The 15,268-nt window shown below is 35.9% G+C and carries 14 protein-coding genes; 7 read left to right on the top strand and 7 right to left on the bottom strand.

The genetic code is table 11. The annotated features are described in order from the left end of the window. Positions 1–14: 14 nt before the first annotated feature. Entirely contained in the window at positions 15–656 is a 642-nt protein-coding gene (pdxH, locus tag B154_RS0126490) for a pyridoxamine 5'-phosphate oxidase (protein ID WP_018617384.1), read from the top strand. 82 nt (positions 657–738) lie between these two features. Here pdxH and B154_RS31705 read toward each other — a convergent pair whose 3' ends face one another. The 3 genes from B154_RS31705 to B154_RS0126475 form a co-directional block, all read right to left on the bottom strand. Continuing rightward, entirely contained in the window at positions 739–858 is a 120-nt protein-coding gene (locus B154_RS31705) for a 30S ribosomal protein THX (RefSeq protein ID WP_018617383.1), read from the bottom strand. A gap of 140 nt (positions 859–998) precedes the next feature. Further along, the gene (locus B154_RS0126480) at positions 999–1,268 is read right to left on the bottom strand and encodes an HU family DNA-binding protein (protein WP_018617382.1); all 270 of its coding nucleotides are present in this window, start codon (positions 1,266–1,268) and stop codon (positions 999–1,001) included. A 141-nt stretch (positions 1,269–1,409) separates the two neighbouring features. Then, the gene (locus B154_RS0126475) at positions 1,410–1,715 is read right to left on the bottom strand and encodes a DUF4286 family protein (protein ID WP_018617381.1); all 306 of its coding nucleotides are present in this window, start codon (positions 1,713–1,715) and stop codon (positions 1,410–1,412) included. A gap of 104 nt (positions 1,716–1,819) precedes the next feature. Here B154_RS0126475 and B154_RS0126470 point away from each other — a divergent pair, with 104 nt between their 5' ends. Continuing rightward, positions 1,820–2,176 (top strand): PIN domain-containing protein, encoded by a 357-nt coding sequence (locus B154_RS0126470; RefSeq protein ID WP_018617380.1) that lies wholly within the window; start codon positions 1,820–1,822, stop codon positions 2,174–2,176. 113 nt (positions 2,177–2,289) lie between these two features. Here the strand turns inward: B154_RS0126470 and B154_RS0126465 are convergent, their stop codons facing one another. From B154_RS0126465 to B154_RS0126455, 3 genes are all read right to left on the bottom strand, one after another. Then, on the bottom strand, positions 2,290–4,764 hold the full coding sequence (locus B154_RS0126465) for a Kelch repeat-containing protein (RefSeq protein WP_018617379.1): 2,475 nt from the start codon (positions 4,762–4,764) through the stop codon (positions 2,290–2,292). A gap of 475 nt (positions 4,765–5,239) precedes the next feature. Then, complete coding sequence (locus B154_RS0126460; RefSeq protein WP_018617378.1) at positions 5,240–7,315, bottom strand: T9SS type A sorting domain-containing protein; 2,076 nt, start codon at positions 7,313–7,315, stop codon at positions 5,240–5,242. A gap of 149 nt (positions 7,316–7,464) precedes the next feature. Beyond that, entirely contained in the window at positions 7,465–8,988 is a 1,524-nt protein-coding gene (locus tag B154_RS0126455; protein ID WP_018617377.1) for a glycoside hydrolase family 32 protein, read from the bottom strand. A 276-nt stretch (positions 8,989–9,264) separates the two neighbouring features. Between B154_RS0126455 and B154_RS0126445 the strand changes: the two genes are divergently transcribed. After that, positions 9,265–9,756 (top strand): peroxiredoxin family protein, encoded by a 492-nt coding sequence (locus tag B154_RS0126445; RefSeq protein WP_157580977.1) that lies wholly within the window; start codon positions 9,265–9,267, stop codon positions 9,754–9,756. A gap of 42 nt (positions 9,757–9,798) precedes the next feature. On the opposite strand, the gene mutY is transcribed toward B154_RS0126445, so the two are convergent. Then, positions 9,799–10,860, bottom strand: a complete 1,062-nt coding sequence (mutY, locus tag B154_RS0126440) for an A/G-specific adenine glycosylase (RefSeq protein WP_018617374.1) — start codon at positions 10,858–10,860, stop codon at positions 9,799–9,801. Between the two features lie 184 nt (positions 10,861–11,044). Here mutY and B154_RS0126435 point away from each other — a divergent pair, with 184 nt between their 5' ends. From B154_RS0126435 to B154_RS0126415, 4 genes are all read left to right on the top strand, one after another. Next, positions 11,045–11,368, top strand: coding sequence for an HU family DNA-binding protein (locus tag B154_RS0126435; protein ID WP_018617373.1), 324 nt, complete (start codon positions 11,045–11,047; stop codon positions 11,366–11,368). A gap of 102 nt (positions 11,369–11,470) precedes the next feature. Beyond that, positions 11,471–12,313, top strand: coding sequence for a tetratricopeptide repeat protein (locus tag B154_RS0126430; protein WP_157580976.1), 843 nt, complete (start codon positions 11,471–11,473; stop codon positions 12,311–12,313). 344 nt (positions 12,314–12,657) lie between these two features. Next, positions 12,658–14,211 carry an Rne/Rng family ribonuclease gene (locus B154_RS0126420; RefSeq protein ID WP_018617370.1) on the top strand — a complete coding sequence of 518 codons (1,554 nt, stop codon included), beginning with the start codon at positions 12,658–12,660 and terminating at the stop codon, positions 14,209–14,211. A 286-nt stretch (positions 14,212–14,497) separates the two neighbouring features. Further along, complete coding sequence (locus B154_RS0126415) at positions 14,498–15,256, top strand: sterol desaturase family protein (protein ID WP_018617369.1); 759 nt, start codon at positions 14,498–14,500, stop codon at positions 15,254–15,256. Positions 15,257–15,268 lie beyond the last annotated feature (12 nt).

Below are 15,268 nucleotides of genomic sequence, written 5' to 3'. Positions count from 1 at the left end.
TAAAAAATAAAATTATGAACCAGGTGATCGCAGATATAAGAAAGGATTATAAGTTAAAGTCTTTGCTTGAGCAAGATGTAAAGGCCAATCCATTCGACCAGTTTTCAGAATGGTGGAATGAAGCAGTAGACAGTCATATAGAAGAAGTGAATGCAATGACATTAGCGACAGCTACACCCGAAGGGTTACCATCAGCTAGAATTGTGTTATTGAAAGGATTTACATATGAGGGCTTTAAATTTTACACCAACTACCTAAGTCACAAAGGAAGAGAACTGGAAGAAAATCCTCATGCAGCACTTGTATTTTTTTGGAAAGAGCTCGAGCGGCAAATACGTATCGAAGGTGTCGTGGAAAAATTAAGCGAAGAAGACAGTGAGGAATATTTTAAAACAAGACCGGTAGCAAGCCAGATAGGAGCGTGGGCGTCACCTCAAAGCATACCGATAGCAGGAAGACATATTATAGAAGAAAATGTGCTAAAATATAAAGCAGAGTTTGGTACAGAAAATATACCAAAACCTCCGCACTGGGGCGGATATATAGTGAAACCAGTAAAAATTGAATTTTGGCAAGGACGAAGAAGTCGTCTGCATGACAGGATACAATACACCAAACAAAAAGAAAACTGGAAAATAGAAAGGATAGCTCCCTAAACGTATCAATGTAAATACAATTTAGTAAGGGGTTGATTGAGCATTTCAAGTTAAACTGTACTCAATCAACCTTCCATTCAAATTAAGCTTCTTTCTTTTCTTCAACAGGTTTAGCTGCCTTTGTTACTCTTGCCGGACGGCTTTTACCAAAAGAACCTTTAAAAATTTTACCTTTTTTAGTTTTTTTATCACCTCTGCCCATAATATTTATTTTAATTTTTTTATTTAAAACGTACAAACCTACACCAAGAAGTGTAATCTGCCAAGCCTCATATTAATTTCAGTTCAAATATTTAGAATATCCGATAGCTGTATATAAAAATTTCTTGATCGATTTTATACTTATATTCTTGCAGAAAGTTCTTTGCCCGCTTTGAACTTAGCTACTTTTTTAGCTTTGATTTTGATTGTCTCTCCCGTCTGTGGGTTACGACCATTACGTTCGATTCTTTTTGATACAGAAAAGGTTCCAAAACCTACTAAAGTAACTTTGCCACCTTCTTTTAAAGTTTTAGTAACATTATCAACAAAAGCATCTAATACAGCATTTGCCTGTGTCTTTGTTACTTCTGTGTCTTCTGAAATCTTTGCAACCAGTTCAGCTTTATTCATTTTATTATTTTTAATTAGAAATATTCCGCGGCAAATTTATTAGCTTTTAACCATCCGAAAAATTTTTCTAAGATTCTGATGAAGCCGGTGTAGAGATGTTAATTAAAAAATTATTTGCATTCTGACAATTTTTATAAGTGTTCACTCAACTACCTGCATTAAAGTAGGAAAATCAATATATTTTTCACCCCATTTATCTTTTATTTGTTTTTTAAACGATGCTGCGTGGTGCTGCAAATAATAATCATATTTACTTAAGGCCGATGTATAGTACTGCGATGCATAGGTAGGGCCTTCTGTTTCATCAACCTGAACCAGCCGCACAAACTGGTGTTTTTCAAAACATCCGGTATGTAAAACACCTGGTACATAAACCTCCTGCATCCATTGAAGCCACTCTTCTGCAACCGACCATTCTATTTTTATTGTTATATTATAAATAATCATTTCTTTGTTTTTATAAGCAATTTAATGCTTAATATTATTTAAGATTGATTTAAAAGCGACCGAGACATTTTAATAGAAATGAGTAAGATGTTCAAAAGTTTTATATGAATTATACAATTCCGTATGATTACGTACTTAGGTTCCTATATCCGGTAAGGCCGCAAATTAAAAAAATGCTCGGCTGTTATGGCCTTTTTGCCAATAAAAAACTGCTGATGCTACTGCGTGAAAGGGAAAATCAACCTGAGTTTAACGGGGTTTTTGTTGCTACCCAACCTCAGTTTTTTGATGCTTTACAAAATGAGATTCATACATCCAATATGATCTTTGATATTGATGGAGCAGCACACACATGGATTTTTTTAAGTGAAGACCTGGAAGATTTTGAAGATAAAATTAAAAAAACGTGTGAAATGATTAAAACAGGTGACGAAAGAATTGGGAAGTTCACCGTTTTATAAAATGAGGCAATTCTTTTATAAAAATTATCGAAAGCAATTGGTTGAATTGCTTTCGATAATAAAGAAACATATTTATCTGATATAAGGTATTCTTTAAAAGTTATTCCTTGTTTTTATTTTGACGTTTTATTATTTACTACAAATTTTGTAGTTGCAAAATTATTACCTTGTTTCACTCTTATAATATATATCCCGGCAGGAAGATCTCTCACAGAAAAATTAAAACTATTTAAACCGTTATTTGCCAACTTCATATTTTTAAAAGTTTTGCCTGACATATCCATTAGTTCCATATTTATAGGAGCAGTAGACGAAGTGGTCATTAACAACCTGACATTTCCGGAAGCGGGGTTTGGCGAAACATAAGCTTTTAAAGAATTAGATCCATTAAGAATAATGCTTTTATCGGCTGGAGTCCTGTTAGCCATTTGAATAGTAGTGTCGCTGATGGTAAGACAATCAATATTTGGCCCACTAGACCAAGTAGCTGTAAGTTTTACTGTATTGATGCCTGTATTTAAGTTAACTGCAGTTGTAACAGAAGACCATTTTGACCATGAACCAGTCGAAGGAAATGAAAGACCAGAAGAGACAAGAACTCCATTTACTTCTAATTTTAATGGTCGGTCAGTTGTCGCACCATTTGCGTATCGAAAGTTAAGTAAAGTTGCACCAGCCATTAGTTTATTTAAAGACCATTGAACATAGTCTCCTGTTGAATTTATATAATCAGCAAAGCCGGTTCCGGTAAAGCCCGGATTATTAGAGGCAACCCTAGCGCCATATAAAGTAGCTGATTCTGCCTGTAAAGTATTGTCGGTGGTGATAAGATAATCAATATTTGGTCCACTAGACCCCATAGCCGTTAGCTTAATTGTATTTATGCCTGTATTTAAGTTAACTGTAGCTGTGACAAAGGACCATTTTGACCAGGAACCTGTAGAAGGAAATGCAAGGCTGGAAGATAAGACAACTCCATTTACTTCTAGTTGCAAAGGTCGGTTAGTTGTTGCGCCATTTGCATACCGGAAGTTAAGTAAAGTTGAGCCACCAACAGGCTTATTAAGAGACCATTGAATATAATCAGCGGATGAATTTATATAATCGGCAAACCCGGTTCCGGTAAAGCCGGAATTATTAGAGGCAACCTTTACACCGGATAATGTAGCTGTTTCCGCTTGCAGGGTATCTGAGGAAGAATTAATACTATTAATCGTTTTAACTGTTAGATTAACACAATAAGTGGCTGCAGTATAAGCCTGGCCAGCACCTGTACCGGTTGCTGTAATCGTACCATTATAAGTACCGGGAGCAAGGCCGGAAGTATTAGCGGTAACTTCAACATCAACTGCATTTGGAATTGCTAGACCAGATGCATTTTTAGTGACTGTTAACCATGCTGCATTTGAAGAAGTTGTGTAACTTTTGCTGCTATCAATTGTAAAAAGAAGAGTTTTCCCTTTAACTATTTGTTCGGTATCTGTAGTTAAATTTAAGCAACCTGAAGAAAAACCAAGTTTATATACAGGATTGCGCGCTATTGTTCTGCTATAAGTTTCTTTCCTTGTGTTTGCGCTCGAGCCTTCTCCGCCATGAGAATAAATAAAAGTATTATTAATTACTTTAGATGAAACCCCCTCATAGCTTTGACCCAGGGTCAAAGAAAGATCATCGTGCCAGCTTCCTGCTCCATTATTTGCAGCAGGATCAAATATGGTTACTTTATTTGTAGAAGCCCCATTTGTTCCTTGTCCTGCAACTACATATATTTTTCCGTCCATAGCAAATGTGCCTCCTTCTATATGAGATCTGGGTGTTGGTAACAGGGGCAGCTCTGTCCAAGTATCAGTAGCTGGATTATAGACATGTGAGTATGGTTTATCTTGTCCACCGCCACAATCATGACCAAATTGTCCACCTATAACGTATATTTTTCCTCCAAGTACTACTGTTCCAAAATGATTTCTTTTAACTGGAAGCGGAGCAAGAGTATTCATCCATTTGGCAGGCTTGGATGTATCGGCAAGCCAGGAGTCGACATCAAGGGTAAGATGATAAGTAGATTGATCATTATTACATGCGTTAATAATAAAACCGCCAATAATGTGTAGTGTTCGCCCTAATAAAGCAGCTCCTCCAGCTGCCCAAGGTATAGGTTCGCCCGTGGCCGGATCTGTTATTTGAGGACCACGATACCAAATGTTCTTACTAATATTATAGATCCATATACTGCTTGTAAGAGGCCCGGGGTTTTTACCTACTCGTCCACCGATATGCCACACAGTGCTGTCTACTAAAACTACTCCCTGGTGGGTCCTTGATTCATTGGTAGGAATAGAAGTAAGCAATTTCCATGTATTTGTTGCGGGATCATAGACTTCTGAACTTGGCTCAGTTTCAAGACTAGAGTTGCTAAATCCAAGAAAGGTGTAAAGCTTAGAATTATAAACTGTACTTGGAACCTCAGACCTTGTTTTAAAAGCATCCGGTTTTTGTATCCACTGGCTATAAGATGAAATTGAGATCAGAAGAGTAATTGAAATAAATACAGTAGCGGGTAAGCGATGAGTATATCGAGTTTCTTTCATAACATTTATATATAAGAATAGTAAAAAAACAATAACATAAAAGATTGAATGTTAATTGAGCTTTATATCTCATATAATTGAGAAATCGATAGAAGATTGGAAGTTTCGGAAGAAACAAAACAAAAAAATAAGATATTTTCTATTTACAGATTCATGCCAGTTGATGTCTAACACAAAGAGTGCAGTACGACATAACAGGTAACGTAAATTTATTTAATTATAAAAGTTTTTTAAAATTTATTTTGCACAGCGCACAATTGTAGATCCTTGTAATTTATTTGTTGATTGTGCCACTCGATAAGTCTGTTGATGTAGACACAAGACGAAAGATGAATGAAGATGGTTGCAGATAAAATTATTTTCTGAAAATCTTGGTTTATTACTAAAGGGTTTGGAACCCTTATCTTTTAATGAAAAGCCCTGAAAAGCAGTAGCTCTTCAGGACTTTTTTATTAACTTTTTTTAAAAAATGATACTAATTCTTAATAATTAATTTAGTTGAATTATAGTTATTTCCCTGCTTTACTTTGATAATATACATGCCAGTCTGAAGACCTTTGACTGAAAAGTCAAAAGAGTTTGAACCGTTGTTTACAAATTTTCTTTTTTGATAAGTTTTCCCTAGCATATCCATTAATTCCATCTCAACAGGAAGTTTTGAAGAGGTAGTTAATATAAGTTTTGCATTTTCTGAAACTGGATTCGGTGTAATAAAGGCTTTTAATACATTATTTGTTTGCACCAAGTTTTTGTCTGCCGAACGTTTAGCCTCTTGTGTATTATTATTACTAATTGCCACGTAGTCAATATTTGGACCACTCGAACCTACAGCAGTTAGTTTGATTGTGTTCATTCCTGCGTTTAAATTTACGGTAGCTTCCGCTATCCTCCAGTCTGTCCAGGAATTGGTAGATAGAAACGATATGTTTGTACCTACGTCAACTCCATTAACTTCCAGCTTTAAAGGTCTATCATTTTCTCTGCCATTAGAATACCGGAATTGAAGAAGAACGGAACCTGCTTCGGATCTGTTAACCGACCATTCGATAAAATCATCATAAGGTTGTTGATAATCGACAAAGCCAGTACCAGCGTAATTAACATGATTTGAGGCCACTACTCCTCCATATATTGTTGCTTCTTCTGCCTGTAAGGTGTCAGTTGTAGAAGGAGCTGTTCCGGTAACTGTTAGATTTACACAATAGGTTGTCTCTGTATATTCGGGACCATCTCCCGCTCCGGTGGCAGTAACAGTGGCATTATAATTTCCCGGAGCAAGGCCTGTGGTATTGGCAGTAAGTTCAATATCTACGGCACTTGGAACTGCGGTGCCAGTAGCATTTTTACTAACTGTTAACCAGCTTGCGTTTGTAGAAGTTGTATAATTCTTGCTACCGTCGATAGTAAAAAGCAGCGTTTTACCTTTAACAGAAGTGCCGGCAGCAGCACTTAGGTTTAAACAACCTGAAGAAAATCCCAGTTTATATACAGGATTTCGGTCGATATACCTTGTATAGGTAAATCTTCTTCCCATATAACTCGAGCCCTCGCCGCCATGAGAGATAATAAAAGTATTGCCAATTACTTTAGCTGATACGCCTTCATAACTTCTGGGCAGAGTTAATGACGGTTCATCTTCCCAAATGCCCGCACCACCATTGCCCGCAGGATCAAATACTGTTACAGCATCGCTGGATCGACCGCCATTTCCCTGCCCTGCAACTACGTATATTTTTCCATCCATCGCAAATGTTCCGCCTTCTATATGAGATCGGTCAGTTGGCAATAAAGGCAGCTCAGTCCATGTATCAGTAGCAGGATCATAAACATGGGAAAACCTTTGATCTTGTCCTCCGCCGCAATCATGACCAAATTGTCCTCCAATTGCATAAATTTTGCCACCTAAAGTTATTGTACCAAAATGATTTCGTTTTATTGGAAGTGGGGCAAGATTATTTTCCCATTTAGCAGGCTTTGATGGATCTGCAAGCCAGCTATCGACATCGAGAGTCAAATGATATGTTGACTGATCGTTATTACATGCAGTTTGTACGAAGCCGCCGATGATATGAAGGGTCCGACCTAACAGCACTGCGCCCCCTGCTGCCCAAAGCAAAGGTTGTCCTGTCGCCGGGTCTGTGATTTCAGGTCCGCGAGACCATGAGTCTGTACTGATATTGTAAATCCATATATCACTGCCTAAAGGACCGGGATTTTGGCCAACACGGCCACCTATATGCCAAACAGTATTGTCTATTAAAGCTACACCCTGGTGAGTTCTGGCCGAAGCCTCTGGTATAGAAGCAAGCAATGTCCAAGTGTCGGATGCCGGATCATACACTTCAGCGCTTGGCTCTGGTTCCAGCCTGGAATTACCGAATCCAAGAAAAGTATATACTTTGGAGTCATATACAACCCCCGCTACCTCAGACCTTGCTTTAAAAGCTTTTGTTTTTTCAATCCATTGCGCAGAAGCGAAAGTGGAAATTAAGATAATACATGTTAAAACAAGAGTAAACTTTTGTTTAAGAAAAAGTCGATTTCTTTTCATAGTGTAGTTTTAATTTATATGTAAAGCGCTGTAAGAAATTTAAAATGAATAGTTAAACCATTTGATAAGGTATAGAAATAACCAAAATAAATCTTTTTGCGCTGAGGCAAAATTATTATTTTTTTAGCAAGCTCTTTATATTGCCTTTACTAATGCCAAATGCTTCTCAAATTGCTATAATTTAATTTTTTTAGCTGAGTGCTTGCAGGGGCCTGTAAATTGATATGGTTAAAGGGCTGACTGGGAAAGTATATTTCACTCATAACTGTTTTCCCGTTGTCTGCAAATAACTCGACGGAGCTAACATCAATAATAAGCGACATATTCATTGTACTGCTATCACTAAAGCGAGGTGCAAAATGCGTGGCAGCAAAATCTTTGTAGAAGTCAGTTTTACCAGAATGTGTTCTGTCTATAAAAAAGTGCTTTTTACTATTATCAAATCCGATTATTACTTCTTCATTCAAGTCATTAGATAAGATAATTGAAAAATCAACGGGTTTATCAAAATTGAGCTCGATTTTGCAAGGGAAACTTACCTGGCCAACCTTTGAGGATATATCTAATTTTTTGTTTACTTCAACATTATCTAGACTAACAGAGTTTAAACGAATATTATCTAATTCTGCTACAGGCAGAGATGTTACCAGCAGATCATTCTGCACGTGTGAAAGTTTTAATTCCCGTGGTATGGTCATTGCGTTTCTCCATGCAACTGTAGGAACAAGATTAGCGTACAGCCAGTTACTCATCCAACCTAAAAATATTTTTCGGTCTCCTGTGTTAGACCATGTTACACCTGCATATTCATCCGGTCCGTAATCTAACCATCTTGTTTTTGTGTCATAAGAAGTGAAATTTTTACCATCAAAATCTCCTAAAAAATATTGCGTGGCAGAGCCTCCGTTTGGTCCACCCGGATTTAAATTTACTATCAGTACCCACACTTTTTTTCCATTGTCTTCTAACGCAAATAAATCTGGACATTCCCATACGCCGCCATGCGCCCCAACCTCTTTTCCAAATTCACTCTCTTTTGTCCAGCTTTTTAAATCGGGGGACGAGTAAAATGTTATTCTGTCTTTTGTAGCAAGAGTCATAATCCATTTTTTTTGAGCTTCGTACCAAAAAACTTTAGGATCACGAAAATCAGTTATTCCTGGATTTTTTAAAACCGGGTTTTTTGCATATTTTATCCATGTTTTTCCCTCATCGAGGCTATAGGCAAGGCTTTGATTTTGAAAATCATTTCTTTTTTGTTTTTCGCCGGCAGGGTCATGATGTGTAAAAATGGCTACTAAAGGCGCCACTCCGTTTTTACCAAAACCTGACGTATTATTATCATCGACTACTGCGCTTCCTGAAAAAATATAACCTAAACTATCAGGATATAATGCAATCGGTTGCTGTTGCCAATGTATCAAATCTTTGCTGGTTGCGTGGCCCCAATGCATGGGGCCCCACACAGTACTATCAGGATAATATTGAAAAAATAAATGATAAATACCATTAGAGTAAACCATACCATTAGGATCATTTACCCATTTTTCTTTGGGAGAAAAATGAATCTGCGGCCGATATGGTTCGTTATAACTGTCGGAATTTCGTTGCTTTTTTATACTGCTGCAGGAAAAAAGAAGAATAATAAGCGAAAAATAGGAGAGTTTAAGCATTGAATTTTCTTTTAATAGGCAATGTATTATTCTTTTTGCTTATTAATGATAAATTTATTTTTACCATTGGCAATTTTTAAAAATATAATTAAACTGCCTTGCAGAAGTTTCAGAAAGCAGCGGTAGAATTATCAGAAAAAATCGTGGCTGCGAATTCTAATGTAACAACAGATAAAGTGATTTTTGAAAAAAAAGAATTTTTATTAAAAAAAATAAAAAATAAGTTTTTCCCAAGTCATTTTGAGTATTAATGTAATCAATCCCTTATTTTTAATAATGAAAATTTTTTTTAAGCTATTTCTTTTAATCTTATTTATATCCACAGGGGCAAATGCACAACATCCTGCGCAAACAATTCCGAATTTTACTTTTTATAAACTAGATAAAACCGTATTCACAAATAAAAGCCTGCAGCCGGGTAAATTATTGCTTATCGTTTTTTTTGATGTTAGTTGTGACCATTGCCAGCATGCAATGGAAGCCTATAACCAGCATTACCAGGAATTGAATAAAGCAGCTATTTATTTAGTTACTCTCGACAACGAGGCAAATATTAATTACTTTATGACAAAGTATGGTAATAATTTATACGGCAGTAAAAATGTAACGATCGTGCAGGACCTGAAGAATGAATTCATTAGCAAATTCGGACCCCGGAAGTATCCGTCGATGTTCCTGTATTCGCCACAAAAAAAATTGTTGATGTATGATGATGAACCAAAAAATGTTGGAAATTTTTTGCAAAAAATAAAGTCATATTCAAAATGATAAATCCTGCGTCTTCCTCCATACTTCAGCAGGCTCAGGAAGTTATGCAGCTTTTTCAAGCAAAAGATATTGATTAATAAATTTAGGGAAAGCTAAGTTTGTCAAATCTTCTTTTTTTACGGCTTGTAAATGTTTCAGCCCGACAGGTATTTTATCTATACTTACAGTTACGAAACGACCTTTTAAAGTTTGGTGTGTTAACTGTTGGCTAAACGTTTTAGAGATATTATCTATTTTAAATGTTGTGACGCCTAATTGACCGTACAGCCATTTTTGTATTTCGTCAGATTTGCATTCCCATTCGTTTTCTGTTTCTAATAAATAAAATTCATACAGGTTTTCCCATATGTCTTTTTGCAACCTTTTATTCACTAAAACCTCATTTTTTAATGAAAATATAAAATACGTAAACCAGCGCTTTTTTTTCACGAGCTGTTTTTCTTTTATCGGCAACATATTTACCATCCCGTTATTATAGGCACGGCAGGATTTATGAAGAATACAATGCTCACACTCGGGAATTTGAGGTTTGCAAACAGTTGCGCCAAAATCCATTATTGCCTGGTTATAGACTGCTGAATCTTTTTTAAACAATAACTCGTTTGCCAGTAATGTAAAATATTCCTTTCCCTTTGTGGAATCGATAGGAAGCTCTTCCCCAAAATATCTGGCCAGCACCCTAAAAACATTGCCATCTACCACAGCATGTGGAAGTCCGTACGCAAAAGAAGAAATTGCCGCAGCAGTGTACGGGCCAATTCCTTTTAGCGCAATAATATTATTATAAGTAGAGGGAAAGTGCCCATTTTGATTGTTAACAATATTTCTGGCAGTAACTAAAAGATTTTTGCACCTGGTATAATATCCCAATCCTTCCCACGCCTTAAAAACCATCTCATCTGGCGCTACAGCGAGACTTTTTATAGTTGGAAATTTCTCAATAAAATTATTGTAATATGAAAGGCCCTGCTTTACACGTGTTTGTTGAAGAATAATTTCACTTATCCAAATTTTATATGGCTCTTTTTCTCCCTTCCATGGCATGGTTCTTTTATTATCTTTAACATGCCATTCCATTATTTTTTGGGTAAATAATTTTTTCATTTTTACTTATAATATAGAATGTGGAGCGCAAATAACATTAATTAACAGTTGTTTTATATAAAACCTATATGTAAAACCCGATTTGCTACTGTGAAAAATTAAATGAATACAAAAAAATCAGCTAAATTCATAAGTTCTATAAAATCATTTAGATAAGTGTGCAGAAACGAAAATACAAATACCCATGAGAAAGTCAGACTTAATAAATCAAATATCAGAAAAAACAGGCATACCGAAAGTTGATGTATTGGTAACACTAGAAACCATGTTTAAAGAGGTAAAAGACAGTCTTTCACACGGGGAAAATATTTATATACGTGGTTTTGGAAGTTTCATTACCAAGAAGAGGGCAGCCAAAATTGGAAGAAACATTAAGAGAAATGTCGCGGTAGAGATACCAGAGCATTTTATACCTGCTTTTAAACCGGCAAAAGAATTTGTAATAGAAGTAAAAAGCAAAAGAAAAGGAGAAGGTACAGCAGATGAAGGACAATTAGATGAAGAATGATGGTTGTGTGAAAAATACAATTTATACTTCTTACTGCTTTTTAACTAACTTACTTATTATCCTCAATGCCAATGTATTACTTTTGCGGGATAATAAGTAATTGTGAGAAAACAACAACTAATATTGGTCGGCGGTGCGTTTATACTGCTCATTTTATTATTCTTTTTCGGAAATACAATTCCTCCTAAAAAAACTGAAGCTGTTGCGGCCGATGCGCCACACGTACAAAAAAAGATAGATACAGAAAAATTACTGACACACGCAAAAGAAAGATTAAACGCGCAGCAATTAGAGAAAGTAACATCTTTAGAAAACAGCGTTAAAAGAGGAGACGTTAAAAATCAGCAACTTAGTGTATACAAACAGCTGGCTTCCTTTTGGGGAGACACTATAAAATTGTTTGAACCTTACGCATTTTATACTGCCCAGGCAGCTAAGTTGGAAAATTCTGAAAAAAACCTCACCTTTGCAGCCCATTTGTTTTTAAACAATTTAAAAACGGAGACAGATCCTCCGATGCAAAATTGGTTAGCTACGAATGCAAAAGATCTTTTTCAACAGGCCTTAAAGGTTAATCCGTCTAACGATAGCAGCAAAATAGGACTGGGTGCATGTTACATTTTTGGTAATATCTCAGATAATCCTATGGAAGGGATAGCTGCCATAAGAGAAGTGGTACAACGAGACCCTGGTAATGTGTTTGGCCAGATGATACTGGGATTAGGCGGTGTTAAAAGCGGGCAATATGACAAAGCAATTGAACATTTTGCAATTGTAGTTGAAAAACAGCCTGATAATCTTGAAGCAATTTTAAACCTGGCCGAAGCATATGACCAAAAAGGTGATAAAGCAAATGCTACAAAATGGTATAAAGTTGTAAAAGAGAAAATAACCAATCCTGAAGCACAGAAAGAATTAGATGCGAGAATAAAAGCTTTACAATAACATTGATTTCATAAACTAAATTTATTAGAACATGCCTTGCGGAAAGAAAAGAAAACGACATAAAATAGCTACACACAAACGTAAAAAGAGATTGAGAAAAAATCGTCATAAAAAGAAGAAATAGGCTTTATCGTCTTATCCTGTCATTATAGGCAATGCCGGAAAATTTAAAAATTGTCCGGCATTTGCAACTTTCTACTGGTCTGCCAACCATCTGTTTTGCAACTTTTACCTTTACCTTATCAATAAAAAAAGTGGCAGGATAAATCTGTGTTGGTTCAACACGGTTTAAGTGATATGCTCCGTTTTTGGAGTATTGTATGAATTTTTTAAAAGTTGCAATTTTGAACAAAGAATTGATTATAAATTCTACCCCACAGGGGGTAGAGATAGCCTTACTGGAAGATAAAAAACTCGTAGAGCTACATAACGAAAAAACTGATGCTACTTTCGGAGTAGGGGATCTGTATCTGGGGAAAGTTAAAAAATTAATCCCAGGTTTAAATGCTGCATTTATAGACGTAGGTTTTGAAAAAGATGCTTTTTTGCATTACACTGATTTAAGTCCTTACGTCAAATCCATTTTAAAATTTACTCAATTAAGTATTGCGGATAGATCAGAAAAAGGTCTTGATTTTACCAAGTTTGAAGTTGAACCAGAAATTGTAAAAACAGGTAAAATAAACGAGGTACTAAATGGTAAGCCAAATGTTTTAGTACAAATCTTAAAAGAGCCGATTGCGGCTAAGGGCCCAAGACTGAGTTGCGAAATTTCATTGCCTGGTCGTTTTGTTGTACTTACTCCTTTTAATAATATAGTTGCAGTCTCAAAGAAGATTCATAGCGGCGATGAACGAAGGAGGTTGCAAAAAATAGTTGAATCTATAAAAGAGAAAAACTTTGGTGTAATTGTACGTACCGCTGCGGAAGGAAAAAATACTGCTGAGTTACACGAAGATCTTACAGCTCTCATAAACACTTGGAAATTAATTCAGAAAAATCTTAGGGGAGCCGAAGCGCCGGCACGAATATTAAGCGAGCAAACAAAGGCAACAAGTATGTTGAGAGATCTTCTTACAGAGGACTTTAACAAAATTGTTGTTAACGATAAAAATATTTACGATGAAACAAAGGGTTACATCGAAAAAATTGCTCCTGAGAAAGCAGGAATTGTAGGAATGTACCAAAATGGTGTATCTATATTTGACCATTTTGGAATTACAAAACAAGTAAAAAGTGCATTTGGCAAAACCGTTAACCTTTCCAGCGGAGCCTATTTAATTATTGAGCATACAGAAGCATTACATGTAATAGACGTCAATAGTGGATACAAAAGTGTAAGTAATAACCAGGAAGAGAACGCAGTGCAAACCAACCTGGAAGCGGCAGAAGAAATTGCCCGGCAATTGAGGCTGCGGGATATTGGAGGTATTATTGTTGTTGATTTCATCGATATGAAACTTCCTGAAAATAAGAAGAAGCTACAGGAAGCAATGGATGAGTTTATGCGGACAGACAGGGCAAGACATGCGGTTCTTCCTGTTTCAAAGTTTGGGTTGATGCAAATAACACGGCAACGCATGAGACCCGAGGTGAATATTAATACTTCTGAAGTTTGTCCCGCATGTAACGGTACTGGTAAAATCACTTCAACAGTTTTGCTGGTAGATGAGATAGAGAAAAAACTATCATACCTCGTTACTAATCAACATAAGAATCTTACTTTATTTGTAAATCCGATTGTTCATTCGCACCTTACAAAGGGGTGGTTTTTTAACTCTATTAAATATAAATGGAACAAAAAGTTTCAAACCAAAATAAAGATCTTACCTAATACCAATTATCACCTTATTGAATTTCACTTTTTTGACCAGAATGAAGAGGAAATTAAAATTTGATTAGATGCCCGGCTAAAAGCCGGGTATTTCTTTAAACGGTATTTCTTTAAATAGGATATATTGAATAAAGTCTTTTTATCATATCTCTATAGCTGTTGTGAACAATTTTAAAGCCTTCTAAATTTCCGCATATTTTTTTCATCTCTGCTTAGTGGATCAACATTTAATGATTTATAATTCAACCTTTTGCTATTAGAAGTTGTTTCATAAGAAAAAATACGAAAATTTAATTATTTTCACTTAACGCTTATTGCCTCAACAAATCTTTGTTTATTTAACCATACTTATGTTTCTGATAATTATCAGCCGTTATTTTTTAATAGCTGGTATGTTTCATCTTTGGTTTTATGTCTGGAAAAAAGACAAGTGGGTAAAAAGAAGCTTAAGCAGGAAAGTCACAGATAAAAAGCAATTTTATACAGAGGTTAAATGGTCGATGGTCACTTCCATTATTTTTGCGGTTGCAGCTTCCTTTACTTTCGTTCTTTGGCAAAAAGGCTACACGCGTTTGTATGTAGATGTAAATAAATATTCCCTATGGTACTTACCTGTAAGTTTATTAATATCTGTGCTTATTCACGAGACGTACTATTACTGGCTTCATCGCTGGATGCATAAACCAAAAGTTTTTAGAGTATTACACAAAGTGCATCACGACAGTAACATAACAAGTCCATGGACAGCTTTTTCATTTCATCCGCTCGAAGGGTTGCTTCAGGCAATCATCTTGCCGCTGACGATCATTATTATTCCAATCCATGTTTTTGTGCTGTTGTTTCAGTTAACTATTATGACCTTTAGCAGTGTTATCAATCATCTTGAAATAGAAACGTATCCTGCTAATTTTTATAAACATTTTATTGGTAAGTGGATAATCGGAGCGACCCATCACTCTTTGCATCACAAACAATTTAGGTACAATTTTGGATTATACTTTACTTTTTGGGATAAACTGAAAAAAACAGAAAGCCCAAGATTTCTATCTCTTTTCGAGGAAAAAACGGCCAAGTCACTCAGGACAGAAGCCAAAAGAGACCAGGAGTGAGCCGGTCTCTTT

It is taken from the genome of Segetibacter koreensis DSM 18137, assembly GCF_000374045.1.
GTDB lineage: Bacteria > Bacteroidota > Bacteroidia > Chitinophagales > Chitinophagaceae > Segetibacter > Segetibacter koreensis.
Note: the sequence above shows the minus strand (reverse complement) of the source record. Positions and strands in the feature narration are given on the sequence as shown.

Coding starts and splice junctions, on each gene's coding strand:
- pdxH (WP_018617384.1), top strand. CDS start 15: ATGAACCAGGTGATCGCAGATATAAGAAAGGATTATAAGTTAAAGTCT.
- B154_RS31705 (WP_018617383.1), bottom strand. CDS start 858: ATGGGCAGAGGTGATAAAAAAACTAAAAAAGGTAAAATTTTTAAAGGT.
- B154_RS0126480 (WP_018617382.1), bottom strand. CDS start 1,268: ATGAATAAAGCTGAACTGGTTGCAAAGATTTCAGAAGACACAGAAGTA.
- B154_RS0126475 (WP_018617381.1), bottom strand. CDS start 1,715: ATGATTATTTATAATATAACAATAAAAATAGAATGGTCGGTTGCAGAA.
- B154_RS0126470 (WP_018617380.1), top strand. CDS start 1,820: ATGAATTATACAATTCCGTATGATTACGTACTTAGGTTCCTATATCCG.
- B154_RS0126465 (WP_018617379.1), bottom strand. CDS start 4,764: ATGAAAGAAACTCGATATACTCATCGCTTACCCGCTACTGTATTTATT.
- B154_RS0126460 (WP_018617378.1), bottom strand. CDS start 7,315: ATGAAAAGAAATCGACTTTTTCTTAAACAAAAGTTTACTCTTGTTTTA.
- B154_RS0126455 (WP_018617377.1), bottom strand. CDS start 8,988: ATGCTTAAACTCTCCTATTTTTCGCTTATTATTCTTCTTTTTTCCTGC.
- B154_RS0126445 (WP_157580977.1), top strand. CDS start 9,265: ATGAAAATTTTTTTTAAGCTATTTCTTTTAATCTTATTTATATCCACA.
- mutY (WP_018617374.1), bottom strand. CDS start 10,860: ATGAAAAAATTATTTACCCAAAAAATAATGGAATGGCATGTTAAAGAT.
- B154_RS0126435 (WP_018617373.1), top strand. CDS start 11,045: ATGAGAAAGTCAGACTTAATAAATCAAATATCAGAAAAAACAGGCATA.
- B154_RS0126415 (WP_018617369.1), top strand. CDS start 14,498: ATGTTTCTGATAATTATCAGCCGTTATTTTTTAATAGCTGGTATGTTT.